A 20,907-nucleotide genomic window follows, 5' to 3' on the forward strand; every position below is an offset into this window, starting at 1 on the left:
GCCCGCGTGTCCGCCTTCGAGTGCCCGTTCGGTCAGATGTAGCCTTCCCTGAGGGCATATGCCACAGCGTGCGCCCGGTTGCGCAGATGCAGCCGCGTCGTGAGTCCGTGCATGACGTTCTTGACGGTTCGTTCGGAGTAGGACAGCTTGCTGGCGATCTCTCCGGTGTCCAGGCCCTCGGCGACCAGCCGCAGGACGTCCACCTCCCGCGGCGCGAGCCCCAGGGAGGGGGCGCCGGGCCGGCCCGCCGCACCGCGGTGCAGCGTGCCCACCTGGCTGATGAGCCGGCCGAGCAGATCGGCGGGCAGGTCGCCGTCGCCGCGCTGCGCGGCCACCACCGCCTGCACCAGCCGGTGCGCGGTCGCCTCCCGCCGCCACACGATGGCCCCGACCCCGCACTCGATGACGTCCAGCAGCTCCGTCTCGCGGATCGTGCCCACGACGAGCACCGCACGGGCCCCCTCGCTGCGCACGACGCGCCGCAGCCGGGCCAGCGCCGCCTCGTCCAGGGTGTCCTCGACGAGCAGCGCCACCGTGCCGGCGGCGGACGACAGCTCCTCGCGGACCTCGACCTCCGGCCGGCCGCGCAACTGCCCGACGGCGCCCTCACGGGAGATCGGGTCGGACGCCTGGACGGCCACGGGAATCCGCCGCCGGGCGCCGGTCTCTGGTGTCCGGGGTGAGCTGAGCAACCGTTTCCCCCATGTTCACGGATCCGCGGCCCGGCGGGGACCGGCGACGGGTGGGCACGGTCCAGACTTCTTCGCCCCCCGCGGCGCGCGCAATCGTGGAGCACCACGAGGCCGACCACGAGAGCAAGCCCCCGGGCACCACGGTCCGCCCATGTCACCGCAGGTCACAGGCCTGACGCCGGGCGGTGCGCGGGAGTTCGTGAGCCTCGCCACAACGACCCCCGGGACCCGGACCGGACCGCACGCCCTCTTCCCGTACAAGTCCGACGTATCCGACCGCAGGAGGCAGTCATGACCGCACCGATGCGCGAACGCGACGACGCCCACGCACTGCTGGCCGCGGAGGTCGAGCGGGCCCGCGCCGGAACCGGCCGCCTCGTCCTGCTGCGCGGGGCCACCGGCACCGGCCGGTCCGCCGCGCTGGAGGCGGCCACCGCGCACGCGAACCGGGCCGGCCTGCGCGTCCTGCGCGCCCGCTGCTCCCCCGAGGACACCGCGCTGCCGTTCTCCTCGGTCCTTCATCTCCTCGGCCCGGTACCGGAGTTCGCGGACGTCGCGCCCGGCGGCGAGGACCGCGGGAGCGCGGCCCGGCTGTGGCGGCTGCTGCGCTCGTACGCGGAGAGCACGCCGCTCATGATGGCCGTGGACGACGTCCACCTCGCCGACGAGGCCTCGCGCCGCTGGTTCGTGGAGGCGGCCCGCCGCATCGACCGATTACCGGTCCTGCTGGTGGCCACCGAGCGCAGCCAGTACGACATCGCGCCGCACCCCGCCGGCCTCGCCCACACCCTCTCCCCGTCCCTCGTCCGCACCCACGCGCTGGCCCCGCTCACCGACGAGGCCTCCTCCGGCCTGGTCCGGGCCGCCTTCCCCGCCGCCCCGGACCGGTGGACGGCGGACTGCGCACGGGCCGGCGCGGGCATCCCCCTGCTCCTGCACGCCCTCCTGGACGACCTCGACGGCGCCCCGCCGCCGGCCGCCGTCCCGACGACGTGCGCCGCGCTGTACCCGGGCTCCTACCCGGCGGCCGTCTCCTGGTGGCTGGACAGCGCGGGACCGGCGACCGCGGAGGTGGCGCGGACCCTCGCCGCACTGGAACAGGCGGCCCAGGCGGAACGGACCGAACGGGAGGAGCGGGCCGCGCGCGAGGAACGCGCCGAGCGGGCCGAACGTGTGGCCCGGGCGGACCGGGTGGCGCGGGCGGAACGGTTCCGCAGGACGGCAGCCCCGGCAGACCACCCCGCGCCCCGCCCGTCCCGAACGCCACCGTCCCCCCACACCGCCCACCCCGCACCCGCCGCGCACACGGAACGGTGCGCGGAGAACGGCGGGTCGGCCGCCCACGCGGCACACTCGGCGCACGCCGCACCCGCCCCGCACGCCGAACGGTGCGCGGAAGAGGGCCGGTCGGCCGCCTACGCGCCGCGCGCCGTGTCCGCCGTCCACGCCACGCATCCGGCGCGGTGCACGGAAGCCGCCACACACGAGGACCAGTGGGGCGGGGCCGCCCCGCATCCCGCGCACGAGGACCAGTGGGGCGGGGCCGCCCCGCATCCCGCGCACGCGGATCACTGGGGCGGGGGCGCCGCCGGGCACGCCGTGTACCCCGGCGCCGGTGGGGCCGCCGCGCAGGCCGCGCATGAGGACCAGCCGGGCGGGGTCGCCGCTCGTCCCGCGCACGGGGACCAGTGGGGCGGGGGCGCCGCCGGGCACGCCGTGTACCCCGGCGCCGGTGGGGCCGCCGCGCAGGCCGCGCATGAGGACCAGCCGGGCGGGGTCGCCGCTCATCCCGCGCACGGGGACCAGTGGGGCGTGGGCGCCGCCGGGCACGCCGTGTACCCCGGCGGCGGTGGGGGCGCCGCTCCGGCCGGGCCCGGCGACGGCCTCGCGGCTCTCGTCGCCGACGCCTGCGGCGCGGACCCCGCCCGCGTCACCGGCTGGTTCACCGCGATGACGCGCCTCGGGGTGCTGCGCCCCGACGCGTCCGGCCGCCCCCGGTACGCGCACCCGCTCCTGCGCGACGCCGTGCTCGGCGGCTGGTCCACCGCCCGCCGCCAGGAGGCGCACCGGGCGGTGGCCCAGGCGATGTTGCGCCGCGGCGACCACGTGGACGCGGTGGCACGGCAGTTGCTGGGCAGCGCGCCGGCCTGCCTGCCCTGGGCGCTGCGCGTCCTGCGCGACGCCGCGGCCGTCGCCGCCCGCGAGGCACGCCCCGACGACGCCGTCCGCTATCTGCGCCGGGCGCTGCGGGAGCCGCTGCCCGACGACCTGCGCCAGCGCCTGCTCACGGAGCTGGGCTCGCTGGAGTACGCCGGCGCCGACGTCCCGGCGGGCATCCCGCGGCTGTCGGAGGCGCTGGACCTGCCCGCCTCCCCGCGCGACCAGGTCCGCACGGCGATCGCCCTGGGCACCGCCCTCGCCGGCCGCGGGGAGGTCCGCACGGCGGTGGCCGCGCTGCGCCGGCTGGGGTCACGGCTCGCGGACGGCCACGCCGACCTCGCCCACACGCTTCAGACGGCGTCCGCGCTCCTGTCCGACCAGGACCAGACGGTCCGCGGCGAGGCCTACCGCTGGGTCACCGAGACCGCGCGGCGCTCCCCGGAGCTGGTCGGCGCCTCAGGGCGGGCCCTGCTCGTGCGGTACGCGGCCACCGCGGGGGACATCACGGCCCGGGAGGCGATGCGCCGCCTGCGCTCCCTGCTGACCGAGCCCGCCGACCCCCTCGCCGAACCGTTCCTCCTCGGCACGGCCGCGGCGGTCGCCCAGTGGGCCGACGAACTCGACGAGGCGGACCGGCTCGTGGAACGCGGCCTGGCCGGACAGCACCCCTCCCTGCTGCACCCGATGGCCCAGGCCCTGCTGGACACCAGGTGGGACACGGCGGCGGCGCGCGGCGCGTACGGCGTCCTGCTCGCGACGCACTGCGGCCCGCGCGCCCGGCGCGTCGGCGGCGGCCCGTCCAACGCGGACGCGCACGCCCTGCTGGCCCTGGTGGAGACGGGCCGCACGCACGAGGCGCGCCGCCTGGCGGACGCCTTCGACCTCCACGACACCCCGGACTCCTGGGAGCTGAACCGCTTCCTGTACGCGCGGGGCGTGCTGCGCTCCACCGAGGGGGACGTCGCCGGCGCGCTCCACGACTTCCTGGAGTGCGGCCGCCGCCAGTCCGCGCGCGCCGTCCTCAGCCCCGTCGTCACCCCGTGGCGGACGGCGGCCGCGGAGTGCCGGCTGGCGCTGGGCAACGCTCAGGAGGCGCTGACCCTGGCGTCGGAGGAACTGCGCCTCGCCCGCGTGTGGGGCACCCCGCGCACCCTGGGCCGGGCGCTGCGCGTCCTGGGCCGGGCGACCCGCGGCCGGCGGGGCCTGCAACTGGGCGCGGAGGCGGTGGCCGTGCTGCGCGGCTCCCCGGCCGAGGCGGAGCTGGTGGCGTCGCTGCTCGCCCACGGGCACCAGCTGAGCGCCGTCGGCGAGCGCGGCAGGGGCCGCGAGTATCTGCGCGAGGGCGCCGAACGCGCCGAACGGCTGGGCAACGTCCGTCTGCTGACGCACGCCGAGCACGCCCTGCGCACCGCGGGCGCCCGCCGCACCTCCCCGGCCCGCACCGGCTCGGCGGCCCTCACCGGCAGCGAGCGCCGGGTCGCCGAACTCGCGGCGGAGGGCCGCACCAACACGGAGATAGCGCAGGCGCTGCACCTGGCCCGTCGCACCGTGGAGACCCATCTGACCAGCACCTACAAGAAGTTGGGGATCCGCCGCCGGGGGCAGCTGCACGAGGCGCTGCGGACGTGAGCGACCGCCCGCGCCGGGAGGCGCCGTGACCGGCCTGCGACCGGGGGAGTGGCCCGCGCCACAGCTGCCGGGGCGCGGGACCGGTGGGATGGCGTGATGCGTACCGCGTCCGCCGCCCTGCGCGGCTTCCTGCCGCCGTTCGCGGTGCACCTGCTGATCGGTCTGCCGACGGCCGTCGCCGTGCTGTGCGCGCGCTGGTACCTGGCCCACGGGCACTGCGACACGGGCGATCTGCGCCGCCGCGACCTCGGTCTGTGCACGTACGACCAGATCGAGAACAGCGGCTTCGTCCTGGTCGCGCTCGTGATGTCCGCGGCGCTCGCCGCCCTGCCGCTCGTCCTGTTCGACGGCCTCGGGCCCCTGCGGAGCGGCCGTCCGGCCGCACCCCGGCTGCTGACCCTCCCGGCGATCCTGCTGCCCTACGGGGCGTACGTCGCGCTCGGCGGCTGACGCCCGCAGGCCCCGGCCGCGGCGCATGTGACGCGGACCACGCCGCCGGACCGATCACTCCCGCGCCCCGCGCGGGTCGTACAAGGGACGGACGCACGACGAACGCACCACGGACGACGGGCACGGGACGCACCGGGCCCCCGGCGGAAGGACAGGACCGAGATGAGCGCACCGGTGAAGGGCCCCGCGAGCTACTTCCCGTCGATCGAGAAGAAGTACGGCCGCCCGATCGACGAATGGAAGGGCCTCATCCGCTCCTCGCCGCTCACCCGGCACATGGAGCTGGTCGCCTGGCTGAAGAGCGAGCACGGCCTGGGCCACGGCCACGCCAACGCCCTGGTGGCGCACACCCTGGCGGAGGACGCCGGCCGCTGAACGCGCTCGCCGAGCGGTCGTCGGGCGGACGCCGAGCGGTCCCTGAGAGGCTCCCCGAGCGGTGCCGGGGAGCGGTCTTCGGGAGCGGTCTTCGGCGCGGCCGCCGCGTGCGGGCGTTCCGCCTCAGCGGCCGCCCGTGCCGCCGCCGCCCGCGGCCGGGCGCCGACGGCCCTGAGCGGCGGGGCGTCCGCGCCGAGGGCGCGGGGCGGAGCCGTTGTGCTCGCCGCCGCCCCGCGTGCCGCTGCCGCCGCGCGTGCCGCCGCCGGCGCCTCGCGCGCCGCCGTCGCGGCCCGAGCCCGAGCCCTTGCGCGCCCCACCGCTGCGCGCGGGACGGCTCTCGGCGGCCGGGGCCGGCGGAGCGAGGACGACGGGCACGCCCGAGGGCGTCTGCGCGCCGGTGATACGGCTCAGCTCGTCGCCGCCCGAACGGACGCGGGTGGTCTGCGGGGTGATGCCGGCGTCGGCCATCAGCCGGGTCATCTCCCGGCGCTGGTGCGGCAGGACCAGCGTGACGACGGTGCCGGACTCGCCCGCGCGCGCCGTACGGCCGCCGCGGTGCAGGTAGTCCTTGTGGTCGCCGGGCGGGTCGACGTTGACGACGAGGTCGAGGTTGTCGACGTGGATGCCGCGCGCCGCGACGTTGGTCGCGACCAGCACGCTGACGTGACCGTCCTTGAACTGCGCGAGGGTCCGGTTGCGCTGGGACTGCGACTTGCCGCCGTGCAGGGAGGCCGCGCGCACGCCGACCGCCAGCAGCTTCTTGGCCAGCCGGTCCGCCGCGTGCTTGGTGTCCAGGAACATGATCACGCGCCCGTCGCGGGCGGCGATCTCCGTGGTCGTGGCGTGCTTGTCCTCGTCGTCCACGTGCAGCAGGTGGTGCTCCATCGTGGTGACGGCGCCCGCGGACGGGTCGACCGAGTGGACGACCGGGTCGTGCAGGTAGTTGCGCACCAGCCGGTCGACGTTGCGGTCCAGCGTCGCCGAGAACAGCAGCCGCTGGCCGTCGGGACGCACCTGGTCGAGCAGCTGCGTCACCTGGGGCATGAAGCCCATGTCGGCCATCTGGTCGGCCTCGTCGAGGACGGTGACGGCGACCCGGTCGAGCCGGCAGTCGTCGCGGTCGATGAGGTCCTTGAGCCGTCCGGGCGTGGCCACGACGACCTCGGCGCCGCCGCGCAGGGCGCTCGCCTGCCGGCCGATCGACAGACCGCCGACGACGGTGGCGATCCGCAGCCGCAGCGAACGGGCGTAGGGGGTGAGGGCGTCGGTGACCTGCTGGGCCAGTTCCCGGGTGGGAACGAGGACCAGGGCCAGCGGCTGGCGGGGCTCGGCGCGCTGCCCGGCGGTGCGCGCCAGCAGGGCCAGCCCGAAGGCGAGGGTCTTGCCGGAGCCCGTCCGGCCGCGGCCCAGGACGTCCCGGCCGGCCAGCGAGTTCGGCAGCGTGGCGGCCTGGATGGGGAACGGCGTGGTGACGCCCTCGGCGGTGAGGGCGGTCAGCAGCTGCTCGGGCATGTCGAGTTCGGTGAAGGCCTCGACGGCCGGCAGCCCGGGAGTGAGGGTCACGGGCACGGCGAACTCACCGCCGGACGCGGCGGGACGGCTCCCGCGTCCGTTCCGACCGGCCTTGGCCGAACGGGACGGGGCGCCCTGGCGCCCGTCCGTACGGGAGCGGACGGAGCTGTTGCGGTTCATCCGTGACCTTCCTCGAAAGGGCGACACACCGGAACCGGGGCCCGCACTCGAGAGTGCGGGCCCCGGCCGTGTCGTCCGCTTGAAACAGACGTCAGACGATTCAGGCGGGGAGGATGTTCTCCGCCTGCGGGCCCTTCTGGCCCTGCGTCACGTCGAAGGTAACCTTCTGGCCTTCCTGAAGCTCACGGAAGCCAGACGTGGCGATGTTCGAGTAGTGGGCGAAAACGTCCGGGCCGCCACCCTCCTGCTCGATGAAGCCGAAGCCCTTTTCCGAGTTGAACCACTTCACGGTGCCAGATGCCATGCTGTATCTCCTTTGGGGCAATGCCCGGAGTCCACACCTTGCGGACCCGGCGTCGCAGGATCAGGAAAAGCCCCAAAAACAAAAAGAGTGCCCGTCGACGTATGGTCGAAGAGCACTCAAAAGCCTCTGGTAACCGAAACTGCCACTTTTATCACGGTAGCACATGTCGGCCGGAAGAGCTCGTGCAATGTGGCGCACGTCTCCTCGCGGGTCCCGGTTGAGTACGTGCACTCAGCAGGAACGGCCCGCGGCTCGACAGGCTGAGGACAGTAGCAGTCCAGCAGTCCAGCCGTCCGGCCGAGCAGAGGAGCCGCCCTGCGGGCGACCAGGGAGCAGAACGCCTTCTGGGCGGCCCGTCCGCGGTGAGCCGGTGCGCGGGTGTGCCGCTGTATAAACGGATGATGATTTATCACGTCGTACCGCTCGACGACTGGAGCGCCGACCCCGGCCGCCCCTACGCGCCGGCCTCCCTCGCGCGGGACGGGTTCGTGCACTGCTCGCCCGACGAGGAGACCACGCTCGCGGTCGTCGACGCCTTCTACCGCACGGCCCCCCGGCCGCTGCTGGCGCTCGTCCTCGACGAGGCGCGGCTCACCGCGCGGTGCGAGTGGGAGGCGGCCGCCCCGGCGCCGCCGCCCGGTGTCGGGCCCGAGACCCTGTTCCCGCACGTGTTCGGCCCGCTCGACCGGGACGCCGTCGTCCGGGTCCTGGAGGTCCGCTGGGACGACCACGGCCAGGCGGCCGGCCTGACCCCCCACCGGCTGATCCCCACCGGCTGATCCCCACCGGCTGGCCCCCGGCCGCCGGGCGGGCCGCAGCCCGTCCCGGACCGGTGATCCGGCGACCGGCGATCCGGCGACTGGCGACCGGTGATCCGGCGACTGGCGACTGGCGACCGGCGATCCGGCGGCCGACGGTGGCGTCGCACACGTGTGCGGTGCGGGCCGTCGGGGGTGGGGTCGGACGCCTGAGTGGTGCGGACCGTCAGAGGTCGAACTCGTGCGGCGGCAGGTCGAGGGCGAAGCACGCCTCGCGGACCACGGCCTGCTCCGTCTTGTCGAAGTCGCCGTCGGCGCCGCCGATCACGATGCCGATCTGCACGACGGCACGGGCCTCGGCGGGCTTCTTCTTGGCCTTGGCGATCTCCTGGAGCACGCTCACCTTGCCGAAGGCGAAGTCGGCGGCCAGCTTGTTCAGGTTGTCGTCGAAGCGGCGCTGGAGGTCCGTGGCGTCGAAGTTCTGGAGCACCTCGTTGGTGGCGATCAGCTGGGCCACCCGCTGGCGCTCGGCCGGGTCGACGGTGCCGTCCGCCGCCGCGACGAGGGCGCACATCGCCATGCTCGCGTCGCGGAACGCACCGCTCTTGAGGTCGTTCTTCTTCGCCACGAGCTGGGTCTGCATCGTGGACGCGGACTCCTTGAAGCGGTCCCACAGGGCCATGCGAACTCCATACGGTCGGTTCGGAACGGTATCCGCACCACAGGTGCGCAACATCTACAGCAACGTAGAAACTACCGGCCGACCGGATAAGTTCCGGTGGGGCGAACGGGCCTGGCCGAGCCCGCGCGGACGCGGCGGACGGGCTCGGCGGCGGCCGGTTCAGCTCAGGCAGAGCAGGCCGAGCAGACAGACCTGCGACGGGGAGGTCGCCGCCGGAGCGGTGTTCGTCGAGGACGGCGAGGTCCCCGAACCGGACGGGGAACCGGAGGTCGCACCGGACGCGGATCCGGACGTCGAGCCGGAGCCGGTGGCCGGCCCGGCGGCCGAGTTCGGCGTCGAGGCCGCGTCGGACCCGCCCGTGCCGCCGTTCGCGGCGGACCCGGCGGACCCGGACGACCCCGCCGGCGTCGAGGAGTGCCGCCCGGCCGAGCCGCCGGGGGCGGTGACCGCGCCGCCGTAGGAGGAGCCCGTGCCCCGGCCCTGGGCGGACCGGGTCGTCGTGCGGGTCCCGGACCCGGCCGCGGTGTCCGGGCGCGGGTCCGAGGGCGTGTACCGCTCGCCGCCCAGCTCGGTCGACGGCGACTGCGACGCGACGTCGGCGGGGGCGGGCCGGTGGGCGTCGGACCGGGTCACCGTGGGGCGGGTGTGGTCGGACGTGGGCACCTCGCCGCCCGAGGAGGAGGGCAGCTCCGGCGCGGCGGCCGCCTGCGTCCGGTCGCCGCCCTGGCGGTCCATCGCGGCGACGGTCAGCCCGCCGCCGACGAGGGCCACGGCGGTCGCGACGACGGCCCGGCGCTGGTGCTTCTTCCAGCGGGCCAGCTGCCGCCGCCGGGCGGCCCGTCCCCGCGGGGCGGCCGGCGCCGGCTCCACGGCGGGCACGGGCTCGGGCTCGGAGGACGCGCGCGACACGGAGGACACGGACGGCACGAAGGACACGGACGGCACGGAGGACGCGGGGGCGGGCCGGTCGGGCGACGGGCCGGACGGCCGGGCGCGGGGGTGGTCGCCGTGCGGGGCGGCGGGGGCCGGGCCGTGGGAGGGCTCCGCCCACGGCGCGGGTTCCGCGTACGTGGTCGTGTACGTCGGGTGCATCGGCTGGGCGATCCGCGCCGGGACGACGCGGTCGTGGGTCGTGACCGGAGCGATGTCCGGGGCGTAGGCCCCGCATCCGGGGCACACCAGGGCGCCGTTGAGATGCCGACGGCACGAGGAGCAGTAGTCCATTGCGGTCTTCCTGGGTTGACGTGCCGACACCCCGTGGGGGCCGCGACCTGGTCACGTTCGCACGTGGGATCGAACGGGCGTCACGCTAACGAGTCCTTCGCGGGACTGTGTGCAGTCTGTGTGAGGCTCCTGCGCGAATCCCTTGAGGGCCTTGGGGACGGTCCGACGCCCGTCCATGCATATGAACAGAAATCAAGTACACGACTCTTGACGCGTTCACACCATGCCTCTAGCTTCCGGGAGAAAGCGCTTTCCAGTTCGGCCGACCGCACTCGCCCCGTTCCTGGAGATGAACATGCAGCTGAGAACCGTCATGGCGTGCGTCAGTCTGGTGTCCGGCGCGCTCGTCGCGCTGACCGGCCCCACGGCCCAGGCCGCCACCGCCCGCTACGAGGCCGAGTCCTCCCCGGCGGTCTGCACCGGAACCATCGACTCCGACTGGACCGGCTACTCCGGCAGCGGATTCTGCAACGGCGCCAACTCGACCGGCGGCTACGCCCAGTTCACGGTGAACGCGGCCACGGCCGGCACGGCCACCCTGAGCGTCCGCTTCGCCAACGGGACCGCGGCCGCGCGCCCGGCCTCGCTGGTCGTCAACGGCACGGCCGTGCAGACGCCGTCCTTCGAGGCCACCGGCGCCTGGTCGACCTGGGTCACCAAGACCCTCACGGTCACCCTGAACGCCGGGAGCAACACGATCCGGCTCGCCCCGACGACCTCCGCCGGGCTGCCCAACGTCGACTACCTCGACGCGGTGACGCCCGACGGCGGCACCACCCCGCCCGCCGGCGGCGCGCTCTACGTCTCCCCGGCCGGGGTGGACGGCGCGGCCGGCACCCAGTCCGCGCCCACCACCCTGACCTCGGCGATCAGCCGTGTGTCCGCGGGCGGGACGATCTACCTGCGCGGCGGCACGTACTCCTACGCCTCCACGGTCACCGTCCCGCAGACCGCCAACGGCACGGCCGCCGCCCGTACCACGCTGTCCGCCTATCCGGGCGAGAAGCCGGTCCTCGACTTCTCGGCGCAGAGCGAGAGCGCGTCGAACCGGGGACTCCAGCTCTTCGGCTCGTACTGGCACGTCTCGGGCCTCACCGTGCAGCACGCCGGTGACAACGGGATCTACGTCGGCGGCAGCCACAACGTCATCGAGCGCACGGTGACGGCGTACAACCGCGACACGGGACTGCAACTCGGGCGGATCGCCTCCACCACGCCGAGCAGCCAGTGGCCGTCCGACAACCTGATCCTGAGCGCCGAGTCGCACGACAACGCCGACTCCGACGGAGAGGACGCCGACGGGTTCGCCGCCAAGCTCACCACCGGCGCCGGCAACGTCTTCCGCTACGCCGTCTCGCACAACAACATCGACGACGGCTGGGACCTCTACACCAAGACCGACACCGGCCCGATCGGCCCGGTGACCATCGAGGACTCCCTCTCCTACGGCAACGGCACCCTCTCCGACGGCACCGTGAACTCCAACGGCGACCGCAACGGCTTCAAGCTCGGCGGCGACGACATCGCCGTGAACCACGTCGTCCGGCGCAGCATCGCCTTCCACAACGGCAAGCACGGCTTCACCTACAACAGCAACCCCGGTTCCATGGCCGTGTCGAACAACCTCAGCATCGACAACGCCCAGCGCAACTACTCGTGGGACAAGGGGACTTCGGTCTTCCGTGGCAACACCTCGTGCCGGTTCGGCGTGAGCGGCTCGAACGACAAGACCGTCGGCGACGCCGACGCCACCAACCAGTTCTGGACCGGCGCGAACGGCTCCCGGTGCGCCTCCTACTCGGGCGCGCTCGGCTGGTCCTTCGCCTCGGACGGCCGTCTCGTCGTCACCCTCGGAGGCAAGCAGGTGACCCTGTGACTCTGTGACCCCGTGATGCGGTGACCGGGGCGGCCGCACGGCCGCGCGGCCGCAGGGCGTGACGAGGTGAAGAGCAGGCGACCGCGAAGGCCCGGGTTCCGCGACCCGGGCCTTCGTCGGCGTCAGGCGGAGGGCGGTGTGGGCGGGGTGGAGAGGATCTCGCGCGCCTGCTCCGCCGCGCGCGTCGTGCTCTCGCGGATGAAGTCGAGGAAGCGGGCGATGTTCTCCAGGCGGGCGGCGGCCGGCGTGCCCTGACCGAGGACGCCGACGCCCTGGCGGGCGATCGCCACGATCTGGAGCAGGGACTCGGCGGTGGCGATCATCGACCGGTACCAGATGTCGTCGTCGACGACGTAGCGCTCGCGACGGCGTTCGTCGCGCTCCCGGCGCACCAGGCCCTGGCCCTCCAGGAAGGTGATCGCCTTGGAGACGGACGCCGGGCTGACCTGGAGCCGCTGGACGAGTTCGGCCGCGGTGAGGCTGCCCGAGTCGGTGAGGGTGAGACAGGCCAGCACCCGGGCCATCATCGCGGGCGTGCCGGATCCGACGAGGACGGTGGTGAACAGTTCCTCGTACTCGCGCATGGCCTCGGGGTCGCGCCCGTGGGCCTGCGGGGGCGCCTCCGTCCCCCGGGACGCGGCGGGCCGGCGCCGGTGGGTGCGGCGTTCGGTGGCGCGGTGGGCGAGGTCGGCGCGGTAGGAGGCGGGGCCGCCGTTGCGCATGACCTCGCGGGTGATCGTCGAGGTCGGCCGGTCGAGACGTCGGGCGATCTCCGCGTAGGCGAGGCCGTCGGCCAGTCCCAGCGCGATCTGCCGGCGTTCCTGCTGGGTGAGCCTGCCTCCCGGCATCGCGGTCTCCTTCGTGTTCTCGTGCCCCGTGCTGCCGCCAGCATAGCGTTCACCGCCATTCTATTGCAACGAAGACTGCCGATCCGTTGCGTTGAACCGAGAGCTGTTGCAACGAAAGATGGCAGATGAGCTGCTATTACGCGGCATCAGTGCAACATATGGGTTGATGGATCAGTGAACGCAACGTAGCTTTTCCTCTGTCGGAAACAAGCAGCAGTCGGCATAGGAGTCAACGATGCAGAAGTTCGTCACCCCCTCCCCGGTGTCCGTCGTCCTCGACGTCCCGGCCGGACGTGTCCGGTTCATCGCCGCGGACCTGTCCGACAGCACGGTCGAGGTCCTGCCCGCGGACGCCTCGAACGGAAGCGACGTCAAGGCCGCCGAGCGGGTCGCGGTCGGCTTCGCGGACGGCGTCCTGCGCATCGAGGCCGCTCCGGCGAAGAGCCGGATCCTCGGCGGCTCCGGGGCCGTCGAGGTGACCGTCCGGCTGCCCGCCGGCTCCCGCGTCGACGCCAGGACGGCGAGCGGCGAGCTGCGGGGCGTCGGACGGCTCGGCGACGTCGCGTTCGAGGGCGCGCACGGCTCGGTCAAGCTCGACGAGACCGCGGGCGCCCGCCTCGTCCTCATGGCGGGCGACGTCACGGTCGGCCGGCTGGGCGGCCCCGCGGAGATCAGCACCCAGAAGGGCGACATCGACGTCGCCGAGGCCGTGCGCGGCACGGTCACCCTGCGCACCGAGGCCGGCCGGATCTCGGTCGGCGCCGCCCGCGGCGTCTCCGCATCCCTGGACGCCGGCACCGGTTTCGGCCGCGTCCACAACGCGCTGCGGAACGCCGACGGCGACGCCGCCCTGCACATCCACGCGACCACCGCCTACGGCGACATCACCGCCCGCAGCCTCTGAACGCCTCCTCCCGGCGCCCCTCCTCCCTCCCCCTCCCTCCCCCTTCTCACCGCAAACCCGTCCCACCCCGCGGTCCCAGCCACCTCCGCTGTCCCGCCCCCTCCGCGGTCCCCCGGCCCGCAGCCACGACCCGCAGTTCCCGAAGGAGAACCCACATGACAGACCTGGCCATCGCGGCGCACGGGCTGCGCAAGTCCTACGGCGACAAGACCGTGCTGGACGGCGTCGACCTGGCCGTCCCCGAAGGGACGGTCTTCGCCCTGCTGGGCCCGAACGGGGCCGGCAAGACCACCGCCGTCAAGATCCTCTCCACGCTCGTCTCCCCAGGTCCCGGCTCCGGCGAGATCCGCGTCGGCGGCCACGACCTCGCGGCCGACCCGCAGGCGGTGCGGGCCGCGATCGGCGTCACCGGGCAGTTCTCCGCGGTCGACGGGCTGATCACCGGCCTGGAGAACATGCTCCTCATGGCCGACCTGCACCATCTGCCCAGGAGCGAGGGCCGGCGGACCGCCGCCGAACTGCTGGAGCGCTTCGACCTGGCGGAGGCCGCGAAGAAGCCCGCCTCCACCTACTCCGGCGGCATGAAGCGCCGTCTCGACATCGCCATGACCCTGGTCGGCGGCCCGCGGATCATCTTCCTCGACGAGCCCACCACCGGTCTGGACCCGCGCTCGCGGCACACCATGTGGCAGATCATCCGCGAGCTGGTCACCGGCGGCGTGACCGTCTTCCTCACCACCCAGTACCTGGAGGAGGCCGACCAGCTCGCCGACCGCATCGCCGTCCTCGACGGCGGCGGGATCGCCGCCGAGGGCACCGCCGCGGAACTCAAGCGGCTGGTCCCCGGCGGGCACGTACGGCTCCGCTTCTCCGACCCGGCCGCCCACCGGAGCGCGCTCGGCGCCCTGGGCGACGTCACCGGGGACGAGGAGGCGCTGACGGTGCTGATCCCCGGCGACGGCAGCCAGCGCGAGCTGCGCTCGATCCTCGACCGGCTGGACCGCGCCGGCGTCGAGGCCGACGAGCTGACCGTGCACACCCCCGACCTCGACGACGTGTTTTTCGCCCTGACCGGCAGCGCCGGCCTTCCCCGCCAGTCCGAGTCCAAGGAGTCCGTCCGATGAGCGCCCCCCTGGCCCCCGCCCGCCCGGCCCCGTTCTCCCTCGCCGTACGCGACTCCTGGACGATGGTGCGCCGCAACCTGCTGCACGCGCGGCGCTACCCGTCGCTCACCCTCAACCTGCTGCTCACGCCGATCGTGCTGCTGCTGCTCTTCGTCTACATCTTCGGCGGCGTGATGAGCGCGGGCATGGGCGGCGACGGCCGCTCCGACTACATCGCCTACATCGTTCCCGGCATCCTGATGATGACCGTCGGCGGCACGGTGATCGGGACGGCGGTGTCCGTCGCCACCGACATGAACGAGGGCGTCATCGCCCGCTTCCGCACGATGGCGATCCACCGCGGGTCGGTGCTCGTCGGGCATGTCGTCGGCAGCGTGCTCCAGTGCGTCGCCGGCGTGGTCCTGGTCGGCGCGGTCGCCGTGGCCATCGGCTTCCGCTCCACCGACGCCACGGCCCTGGAGTGGCTGGCCGCGTTCGGGCTGCTCGTCATGTTCGCCCTGGCGCTCACCTGGATCGCGGTCGGCACGGGTTTGGCCAGTCCGAACGCCGAGGCGGCCGCCAACGGCGCCCAGCCGCTGGTGCTGCTGCCGCTCGTCTCCAGCGCGTTCATCCCGGCCGACTCGATGCCGGGCTGGTTCCGGCCGATCGCCGAGTACCAGCCCTTCACGCCCGCCATCGAGACCCTGCGCGGGCTGCTGCTCGGCACCGGGATCGGCCACAACGGCTGGCTCGCGGTCGCCTGGTGCGTCGTGCTGACGGCCCTGGGCCACCGCTGGTCGACGGCGCGCTTCGCCCGCGACCCGGAGTAGCCGCCGGGCCCGCGACGTGGCCGTCGGACGGCGGTGTGCCCCGGCCCGTGGAGGGCCGGGGCACACCGCCGTTCCGCGGTGCGGGGGCGTTCCGCGGTGCGGGTCGGGACCGGCCGGGGCCGGTCAGCCGGACCGGCGGTCGTCCTCCGGGCCGCCGTGTCCTGTGCCGCCGCCCTTGCGGTCCCCGTCCTCCCGGCTCCCGCCCTCCCGGTCCCCGTCCTCCCGGTCGGTCAGGGTGGCGAGTTCCGCGGTGAAGAGGTGGGCGGGGTCGAAGCCCATGCCGGTGAAGTGGCCCGCGAGTTCCAGGGACAGGACGCCGTGCAGCCGGGTCCAGAAGGCCAGGGCCCGGCGCAGTGCGGCGGGCGGGGCGGGGTGGCCGTCCGCCCACTGCCGGCCGAGGCCCTCCAGCCGTGCGGTGAACCCGGTCGCGGGGTCGTCGCCGGAGTCGGCCGGGCCGCCCGGCGCGGGAGCCGGACCGTCGTGAGCCGGATCGTCGTGAGCCGTCGCTTCGACGCTCGCGTCGAGCAGGCTCGTCATGATCTCGGCCGCGAGCGCGGTGACGTCGTCGGGCGCGTGGTAGCCCGACACCGGTGTCCCGTAGACGAGGAAGTACCGCTGGGGGTCGGCCAGGGCCCAGGCGCGCAGCGTGTGCGCCGCCCCGGTGAGGCCGGTCCCGGCGGCCGAGGCCGTGCGGAAGGCGTCGGCGAGGCTGCGGTAGGCGTCCCTGATGAGCGCGGTGATCAGCTCGTCGCGCCCGGCGAAGTACCGGTACAGCGCCGGCCCGCTGAGCCCCATCTGCTTGGCGATGGCGTTGAGGGAGAGCCCGGACGCCCCCGCCGTGGCGATCTGCTCCCACGCCCGCTGCTTGATCTCCGCGCGGACCTGGGCCCGGTAGCGCTCGCGCGGGGTGCTCGTGCCCGTCTCCGCCATGGTGTGCCGCAGCCTTCCTCTTCAGAACAGTTAGAGGCTATCACGAACGTTATTGACACTGACTCGAGCGGTGAGTTACAACTTCTAACGAACGCAATCACAGCTAACCGGCTGTGGCCGTGAACCGCTGGAGGCCGTCGTGAACACCGCCGAGGAACTCGTCGAGATCGTCCTGCCGGGCAAGGTCGAGCCCGACGGCCTGGAGATACGGCGCGGGCAGGTCCCCGCCCCCGGCCCCGGCCAGGTCCTGGTCGAGATGGAGGCGACCGGCGTCTCCTTCGCCGAGCAGCAGATGCGCCGCGGCCGGTACTACGACCAGCCGCCGTTCCCCTTCGTGCCCGGCTACGACCTGGTGGGCACGGTCCGGGCGACCGGCGCGGGCGTCCCCGCCGACCTGACCGGCGCGAGGGTGGCGGCCCTGGTCAAGGTCGGCGCCTGGGCCAGCCATGTGCTCGTCGACGCGGCCGACGCCGTGCCGGTGCCCGACGGCATCGACCCGTCCGACGCCGAGACGCTGGTCCTCAACGGCGTCACCGCCTGGCAGATGCTGCACCGCAGGGCGCGGGTGCGCGCCGGGCAGACCGTCCTGGTGCACGGCGCCAACGGGGGTGTCGGCTCGATCCTCGTCCAGCTCGCCCGGGCGGCCGGCGCACACGTGATCGGCACCGCGTCGGCCCGCCACCACGAAGCCCTGCGGGAGCAGGGGGTCACCCCCGTCGACCACCGCGCCGGGAACGTCGCCGCCCGCGTGCGCGCCCTCGCACCCGCAGGCGTGGACGCCGTCTTCGACCACGTCGGCGGTCCGGGCGTCGTCGACTCCTGGAAGCTGCTCGCGCCCGGCGGCACACTCGTCTCGTACGGCACCGCCTCCACGCGGGACGCCGAGGGCTCCGCGCGGTTGCCGGTGCTCAAGCTGCTCGGCCGGCTGTGGCTGTGGAACGCATTGCCCAATCGCCGCAGCGCCTGCTTCTTCAACGTCTGGGCGGGCCGCGCCCTGTCCGGGAACCGCTTCCGGGCCCGGCTGCGCGCCGACCTCGCCGCGCTCTTCGCGGCGCTGGGGCGGGGCGACGTCACCCCGAGGATCGCGGCCCGCTACCCGCTCGCCGACGTCGCCGAGGCCCTGCGCCTGGCCGAGTCCGGCACGGTCGCGGGCAAGGTCCTGCTCACCCCGTAGGGCGACGGACCGACGCCCCACGCCGACGGCGGCCCGCGCCACGGGCGCGAAGCCCGGCTCCACGACCGGCGACGACGGCCGGCCGAGGACGGCCCACCGAGGACAGCCCCTGAGGACGGCCACCGAGGTCAGCCCCCGAGGTCTGCCGGCCGAGGGGTGCGCGGTGGGACGGGCGGCCGCGCCTCCCGTCCCGCGGGACGGGCCGCCGCACCCCGGTCAGCTGGGGAACATCCCGGCGGTGGCGTTGACCCAGGTGCCCGTGATCGCGACGCCCGCGTCGGAGGCGAGGAACGTCGCCAGCGCGGCGATGTCCGCGATGCGCGGCGAGCGCTTCGTCATCCGCAGGCCGTCCAGGTGGGCGCGGATGCCGTTGACCGCGGCCTCGTCGGCGGCCGGCGCGCCCGCGGCCGTCAGCTTCTCGGGGGTCAGGGTGTCGACGACGCCGGCGGTCCAGATCCCGCAGACCCGCACGCCGGCCGGCCCGGCCTCCTGGGCGAGCTGGCGGATCAGCGCGTCCAGCGCGCCGTCGGCCGCGCCGGTTCCGCCCAGCATCGGGGTGCCGTTGGCCGACCCGCTGTTCAGGGCGAGGATCACGCCCGACCCCTGCGCCGACATGCGGCGGGCCGCCGCGCGGGCGGTGACGAACTGGCACGCGAGGCCCTGCACGACCGGCCGGGTGTAGTCCTCGACCGACATCTCGGTCAGCGGCACGCCCTGGAGGTCGCCGCGCGGCACGAGGTTGAAGGAGACGTCGAGCCGTCCGGCCCGTTCGACGACGGACGTGGCGTGGGCCTCGACGGCGTGCTCGTCCCGCGCGTCCAGCACGTCGTACTCCGCGCCGGTCTCGGCGGCGGCCCTGCGCAGCGTCTCCTCCGTGCGGCCGGCGAGGAACACCCGCGCCCCCGCCGCCGCGTACGCCCTCGCCACCCCCGCGCCGAGCGATCCCGCCCCGCCGTAGACGACCGCGACCTTGTTCTCCAGGCTCTGCGCCATGCTCATTCGCCCCTCGGCCGGGGCGCCCTGTGCGCCCGTCACCTGACAGGACCGCCGCAGCCGCGAAAACTCATCGCTCGCGGGGCCCCGGATCGCCGGTCGGCGCCGGCGTCGCGAAACCGGCGCGGACGCGGGGGACTTCAGGAGGGATCACGGCCGCCCGCTGCCGCGGCGGAAGCCGCCGGACGGCGGTCGGGAGGACCGGTTCGAGCGTCTCGCCGGCCACGGCCTCCCTCGTCGGGACGGCACGCGGCGCGGAGGCTCCGGGGCGGCCGACTGCCCGCCGCCCGGCCGCGACCGACCGGCGGTCCGTCGGCCGGCCGGCCGTGCGGTGGGGCGGCCGTGCGGTGGGGCGGGGCTCAGACGGCCCGGGAACCGGGGACGTCGCGCAGTCGGACCCGGTCCGTGTACGCGGGGGACTCCCGGAAGACGGTGAGGCCGGCGCGGCTGACCGCGCCCGTGCACTGGTCGTCCCCGTCGCACAGCACGAGGTACTCGACTCCCGCGCCGGCCATCAGGGAGAGGGCCACCTCGACGGTCATGTCGTCGAGCACCCGGGGCCCGGACGGCTCCACGCCGTGGGCCCTGGTCGCGAGAGCGGAATCCGCCCGGTGCTGTCGCGTGCGAACCGGTGTCAAAGATGCCTCCTGCCGAAGTGGGTGGATACGCGCCGCCCCCGGCCGGTGCGCAGGTGCGCACCGGCCGGGGGCGGGGTGGAACGTCTCAGGCCGCCGGTCCGGCGACGGGGCGCCGGGCGCTTCCGCGGCGGTCCGGCGCGCGGTCGGGCCGGCCCGTGCCGCGCCGGCCCCGGTAGCCCGGGGACGACGAGGAGGCCGACGACGCCGACGACGAGGACCCGGCGCGCCGGGGGCGCTTCGCGGCCGGCGGCGCGGCGATGACGACCGGGACGCCGGACGGCGTCTGGGCGCCGGTGATGCGGTTCAGCTCGGCCTCGCCCGAACGCACCGGGGTGACGTGCGGGGAGATGCCGGCCGTGGCCATCAGCCGGGTCATGCCGCGCCGCTGGCCGGGGGTCACCAGGGTGACGACGCTGCCGGACTCGCCCGCCCGGGCGGTGCGTCCGCCGCGGTGCAGGTAGTCCTTGTGGTCGCTGGGCGGGTCGACGTTGACGACGAGGTCGAGGTTGTCGACGTGGATGCCGCGCGCGGCGACGTTGGTCGCCACCAGCACCGTGACGTGCCCGGTCTTGAACTGGGCGAGCGTGCGGGTGCGCTGCGGCTGGGACTTGCCGCCGTGCAGGGCCGCCGCGCGCACGCCGCTGTTCAGCAGGTGCGTGGTCAGCCGGTCCACCGCGTGCTTGGTGTCCAGGAACATGATCACCCGGCCGTCGCGCGCCGCGATCTCGGTGGTGGTGCGGTGCTTGTCCGCGTCGTGCACGTGGAGCACGTGGTGCTCCATAGTGGTGACCGCGCCGGCCGACGGGTCGACGGAGTGCACCACCGGGTCGCTGAGGTAGCGGCGGACGAGCAGGTCGACGTTGCGGTCCAGGGTGGCGGAGAACAGCATCCGCTGCCCCTCCGGGCGCACCTGGTCGAGCAGCGCGGTGACCTGGGGCATGAAGCCCATGTCGGCCATCTGGTCGGCCTCGTCGAGGACGGTGACGGCGACGTCGTCGAGGACGCAGTCGCCGCGGTCGATGAGGTCCTTGAGCCGTCCGGGCGTCGCGACGACGATCTCCGAGCCGTTGCGCAGCGCGCTCGCCTGCCGGCCGATCGGCATGCCGCCGACGACGGTGGCCAGCCGCAGCCGCACGGAGCGGGCGTACGGGGTCAGCGCGTCGGTGACCTGCTGGGCGAGTTCGCGGGTGGGCACGAGGACGAGCGCGAGCGGCCGCCGGGGCTCGGCGCGCAGGCCCTCCGTGCGGGCCAGCACCGCGAGGCCGAAGGCGAGGGTCTTGCCCGAGCCGGTGCGGCCGCGGCCGAGCACGTCGCGGCCGGCCAGCGAGTTGGGCAGGGTCGCCGCCTGGATCGGGAACGGCACGCTCACGCCCTGCTGGCCGAGCTCGGCCAGCAGCGGGGCCGGCAGACCGAGGTCGGCGAACGCCTCGACGGCGGGCAGCGACGGGGTGACCGTCTTCGGCAGCGCGAATTCGCCCTGCGGGGCGGACGGCCGGCGGCCGGGGCCGGAGGAGCGGCGGGAGCCGCCGAAACGGCTGCCTGCCGAGCTTCCGAAACGGTCATAAGTGCGGGTTTTCTGCGCACGGTTCATGAAGAAACCTTCCTTGATACGGGCACGTGCCAAGGAATTCCGCAGCGAGTTGAA

General features: G+C 74.6%; 19 protein-coding genes. 9 read left to right on the forward strand and 10 right to left on the reverse strand.

The window, feature by feature from the left end; genetic code table 11:
* Positions 1-32: 32 nt before the first annotated feature.
* Positions 33-692 carry a helix-turn-helix transcriptional regulator gene (locus tag OG802_RS18575; protein ID WP_329411918.1) on the reverse strand — a complete coding sequence of 220 codons (660 nt, stop codon included), beginning with the start codon at positions 690-692 and terminating at the stop codon, positions 33-35.
* Between the two features lie 291 nt (positions 693-983).
* Here OG802_RS18575 and OG802_RS18580 point away from each other — a divergent pair, with 291 nt between their 5' ends.
* The 3 genes from OG802_RS18580 to OG802_RS18590 all read left to right on the forward strand — a co-directional run bounded on the left by OG802_RS18580 (position 984) and on the right by OG802_RS18590 (position 5,306).
* Complete coding sequence (locus OG802_RS18580; protein ID WP_329411920.1) at positions 984-4,481, forward strand: helix-turn-helix transcriptional regulator; 3,498 nt, start codon at positions 984-986, stop codon at positions 4,479-4,481.
* 96 nt (positions 4,482-4,577) lie between these two features.
* Positions 4,578-4,931: a hypothetical protein gene (locus tag OG802_RS18585; protein ID WP_329411921.1), complete on the forward strand. Its 354-nt coding sequence runs from the start codon at positions 4,578-4,580 to the stop codon at positions 4,929-4,931.
* Positions 4,932-5,093: 162 nt separating this feature from the next.
* The gene (locus OG802_RS18590) at positions 5,094-5,306 is read left to right on the forward strand and encodes a DUF4287 domain-containing protein (RefSeq protein WP_329411923.1); all 213 of its coding nucleotides are present in this window, start codon (positions 5,094-5,096) and stop codon (positions 5,304-5,306) included.
* A gap of 123 nt (positions 5,307-5,429) precedes the next feature.
* On the opposite strand, the gene OG802_RS18595 is transcribed toward OG802_RS18590, so the two are convergent.
* Together OG802_RS18595 and OG802_RS18600 are read right to left on the reverse strand one after the other, a co-directional pair.
* Positions 5,430-6,998 carry a DEAD/DEAH box helicase gene (locus OG802_RS18595; RefSeq protein ID WP_329411925.1) on the reverse strand — a complete coding sequence of 523 codons (1,569 nt, stop codon included), beginning with the start codon at positions 6,996-6,998 and terminating at the stop codon, positions 5,430-5,432.
* Between the two features lie 100 nt (positions 6,999-7,098).
* On the reverse strand, positions 7,099-7,302 hold the full coding sequence (locus OG802_RS18600) for a cold-shock protein (protein WP_057577999.1): 204 nt from the start codon (positions 7,300-7,302) through the stop codon (positions 7,099-7,101).
* A 401-nt stretch (positions 7,303-7,703) separates the two neighbouring features.
* On the opposite strand from OG802_RS18600, the gene OG802_RS18605 reads away from it, so the two are divergent.
* Entirely contained in the window at positions 7,704-8,081 is a 378-nt protein-coding gene (locus tag OG802_RS18605; protein WP_329417182.1) for a DUF952 domain-containing protein, read from the forward strand.
* A 205-nt stretch (positions 8,082-8,286) separates the two neighbouring features.
* Here the strand turns inward: OG802_RS18605 and OG802_RS18610 are convergent, their stop codons facing one another.
* Both OG802_RS18610 and OG802_RS18615 read right to left on the reverse strand, forming a co-directional pair.
* Positions 8,287-8,742 (reverse strand): tellurite resistance TerB family protein, encoded by a 456-nt coding sequence (locus tag OG802_RS18610; RefSeq protein ID WP_329411931.1) that lies wholly within the window; start codon positions 8,740-8,742, stop codon positions 8,287-8,289.
* A 159-nt stretch (positions 8,743-8,901) separates the two neighbouring features.
* Positions 8,902-9,966 (reverse strand): SCO2400 family protein, encoded by a 1,065-nt coding sequence (locus OG802_RS18615; protein WP_329411932.1) that lies wholly within the window; start codon positions 9,964-9,966, stop codon positions 8,902-8,904.
* A 295-nt stretch (positions 9,967-10,261) separates the two neighbouring features.
* Between OG802_RS18615 and OG802_RS18620 the strand changes: the two genes are divergently transcribed.
* The gene (locus OG802_RS18620; RefSeq protein ID WP_329411934.1) at positions 10,262-11,842 is read left to right on the forward strand and encodes a carbohydrate-binding protein; all 1,581 of its coding nucleotides are present in this window, start codon (positions 10,262-10,264) and stop codon (positions 11,840-11,842) included.
* A 122-nt stretch (positions 11,843-11,964) separates the two neighbouring features.
* Here OG802_RS18620 and OG802_RS18625 read toward each other — a convergent pair whose 3' ends face one another.
* On the reverse strand, positions 11,965-12,690 hold the full coding sequence (locus OG802_RS18625) for a GbsR/MarR family transcriptional regulator (RefSeq protein WP_329411936.1): 726 nt from the start codon (positions 12,688-12,690) through the stop codon (positions 11,965-11,967).
* A gap of 235 nt (positions 12,691-12,925) precedes the next feature.
* Between OG802_RS18625 and OG802_RS18630 the strand changes: the two genes are divergently transcribed.
* From OG802_RS18630 to OG802_RS18640, 3 genes are all read left to right on the forward strand, one after another.
* Positions 12,926-13,594, forward strand: a complete 669-nt coding sequence (locus OG802_RS18630) for a DUF4097 family beta strand repeat-containing protein (protein WP_329411938.1) — start codon at positions 12,926-12,928, stop codon at positions 13,592-13,594.
* Positions 13,595-13,749: 155 nt separating this feature from the next.
* The gene (locus OG802_RS18635) at positions 13,750-14,718 is read left to right on the forward strand and encodes an ATP-binding cassette domain-containing protein (RefSeq protein WP_329411940.1); all 969 of its coding nucleotides are present in this window, start codon (positions 13,750-13,752) and stop codon (positions 14,716-14,718) included.
* Positions 14,715-15,527, forward strand: a complete 813-nt coding sequence (locus OG802_RS18640) for an ABC transporter permease (protein ID WP_329411942.1) — start codon at positions 14,715-14,717, stop codon at positions 15,525-15,527. The genes OG802_RS18635 and OG802_RS18640 overlap by 4 nt, the downstream gene beginning before the upstream one ends.
* A 123-nt stretch (positions 15,528-15,650) precedes the next feature.
* Here the strand turns inward: OG802_RS18640 and OG802_RS18645 are convergent, their stop codons facing one another.
* Complete coding sequence (locus OG802_RS18645; protein WP_329411944.1) at positions 15,651-16,457, reverse strand: TetR/AcrR family transcriptional regulator; 807 nt, start codon at positions 16,455-16,457, stop codon at positions 15,651-15,653.
* Between the two features lie 127 nt (positions 16,458-16,584).
* Between OG802_RS18645 and OG802_RS18650 the strand changes: the two genes are divergently transcribed.
* The gene (locus OG802_RS18650; RefSeq protein ID WP_329417184.1) at positions 16,585-17,631 is read left to right on the forward strand and encodes a medium chain dehydrogenase/reductase family protein; all 1,047 of its coding nucleotides are present in this window, start codon (positions 16,585-16,587) and stop codon (positions 17,629-17,631) included.
* Positions 17,632-17,847: 216 nt separating this feature from the next.
* Here the strand turns inward: OG802_RS18650 and OG802_RS18655 are convergent, their stop codons facing one another.
* The 3 genes from OG802_RS18655 to OG802_RS18665 form a co-directional block, all read right to left on the reverse strand.
* A complete protein-coding gene (locus OG802_RS18655; RefSeq protein ID WP_329411946.1) occupies positions 17,848-18,624 on the reverse strand; it encodes an SDR family oxidoreductase in 777 nt (258 codons plus the stop codon).
* A gap of 359 nt (positions 18,625-18,983) precedes the next feature.
* Positions 18,984-19,166, reverse strand: coding sequence for a hypothetical protein (locus OG802_RS18660; RefSeq protein WP_329417186.1), 183 nt, complete (start codon positions 19,164-19,166; stop codon positions 18,984-18,986).
* A gap of 181 nt (positions 19,167-19,347) precedes the next feature.
* The gene (locus OG802_RS18665) at positions 19,348-20,853 is read right to left on the reverse strand and encodes a DEAD/DEAH box helicase (RefSeq protein WP_329411947.1); all 1,506 of its coding nucleotides are present in this window, start codon (positions 20,851-20,853) and stop codon (positions 19,348-19,350) included.
* Between the last annotated feature and the right edge of the window lie 54 nt (positions 20,854-20,907).

The organism is Streptomyces sp. NBC_00704 (assembly GCF_036226605.1).
Taxonomy (GTDB): Bacteria; Actinomycetota; Actinomycetes; order Streptomycetales; family Streptomycetaceae; genus Streptomyces.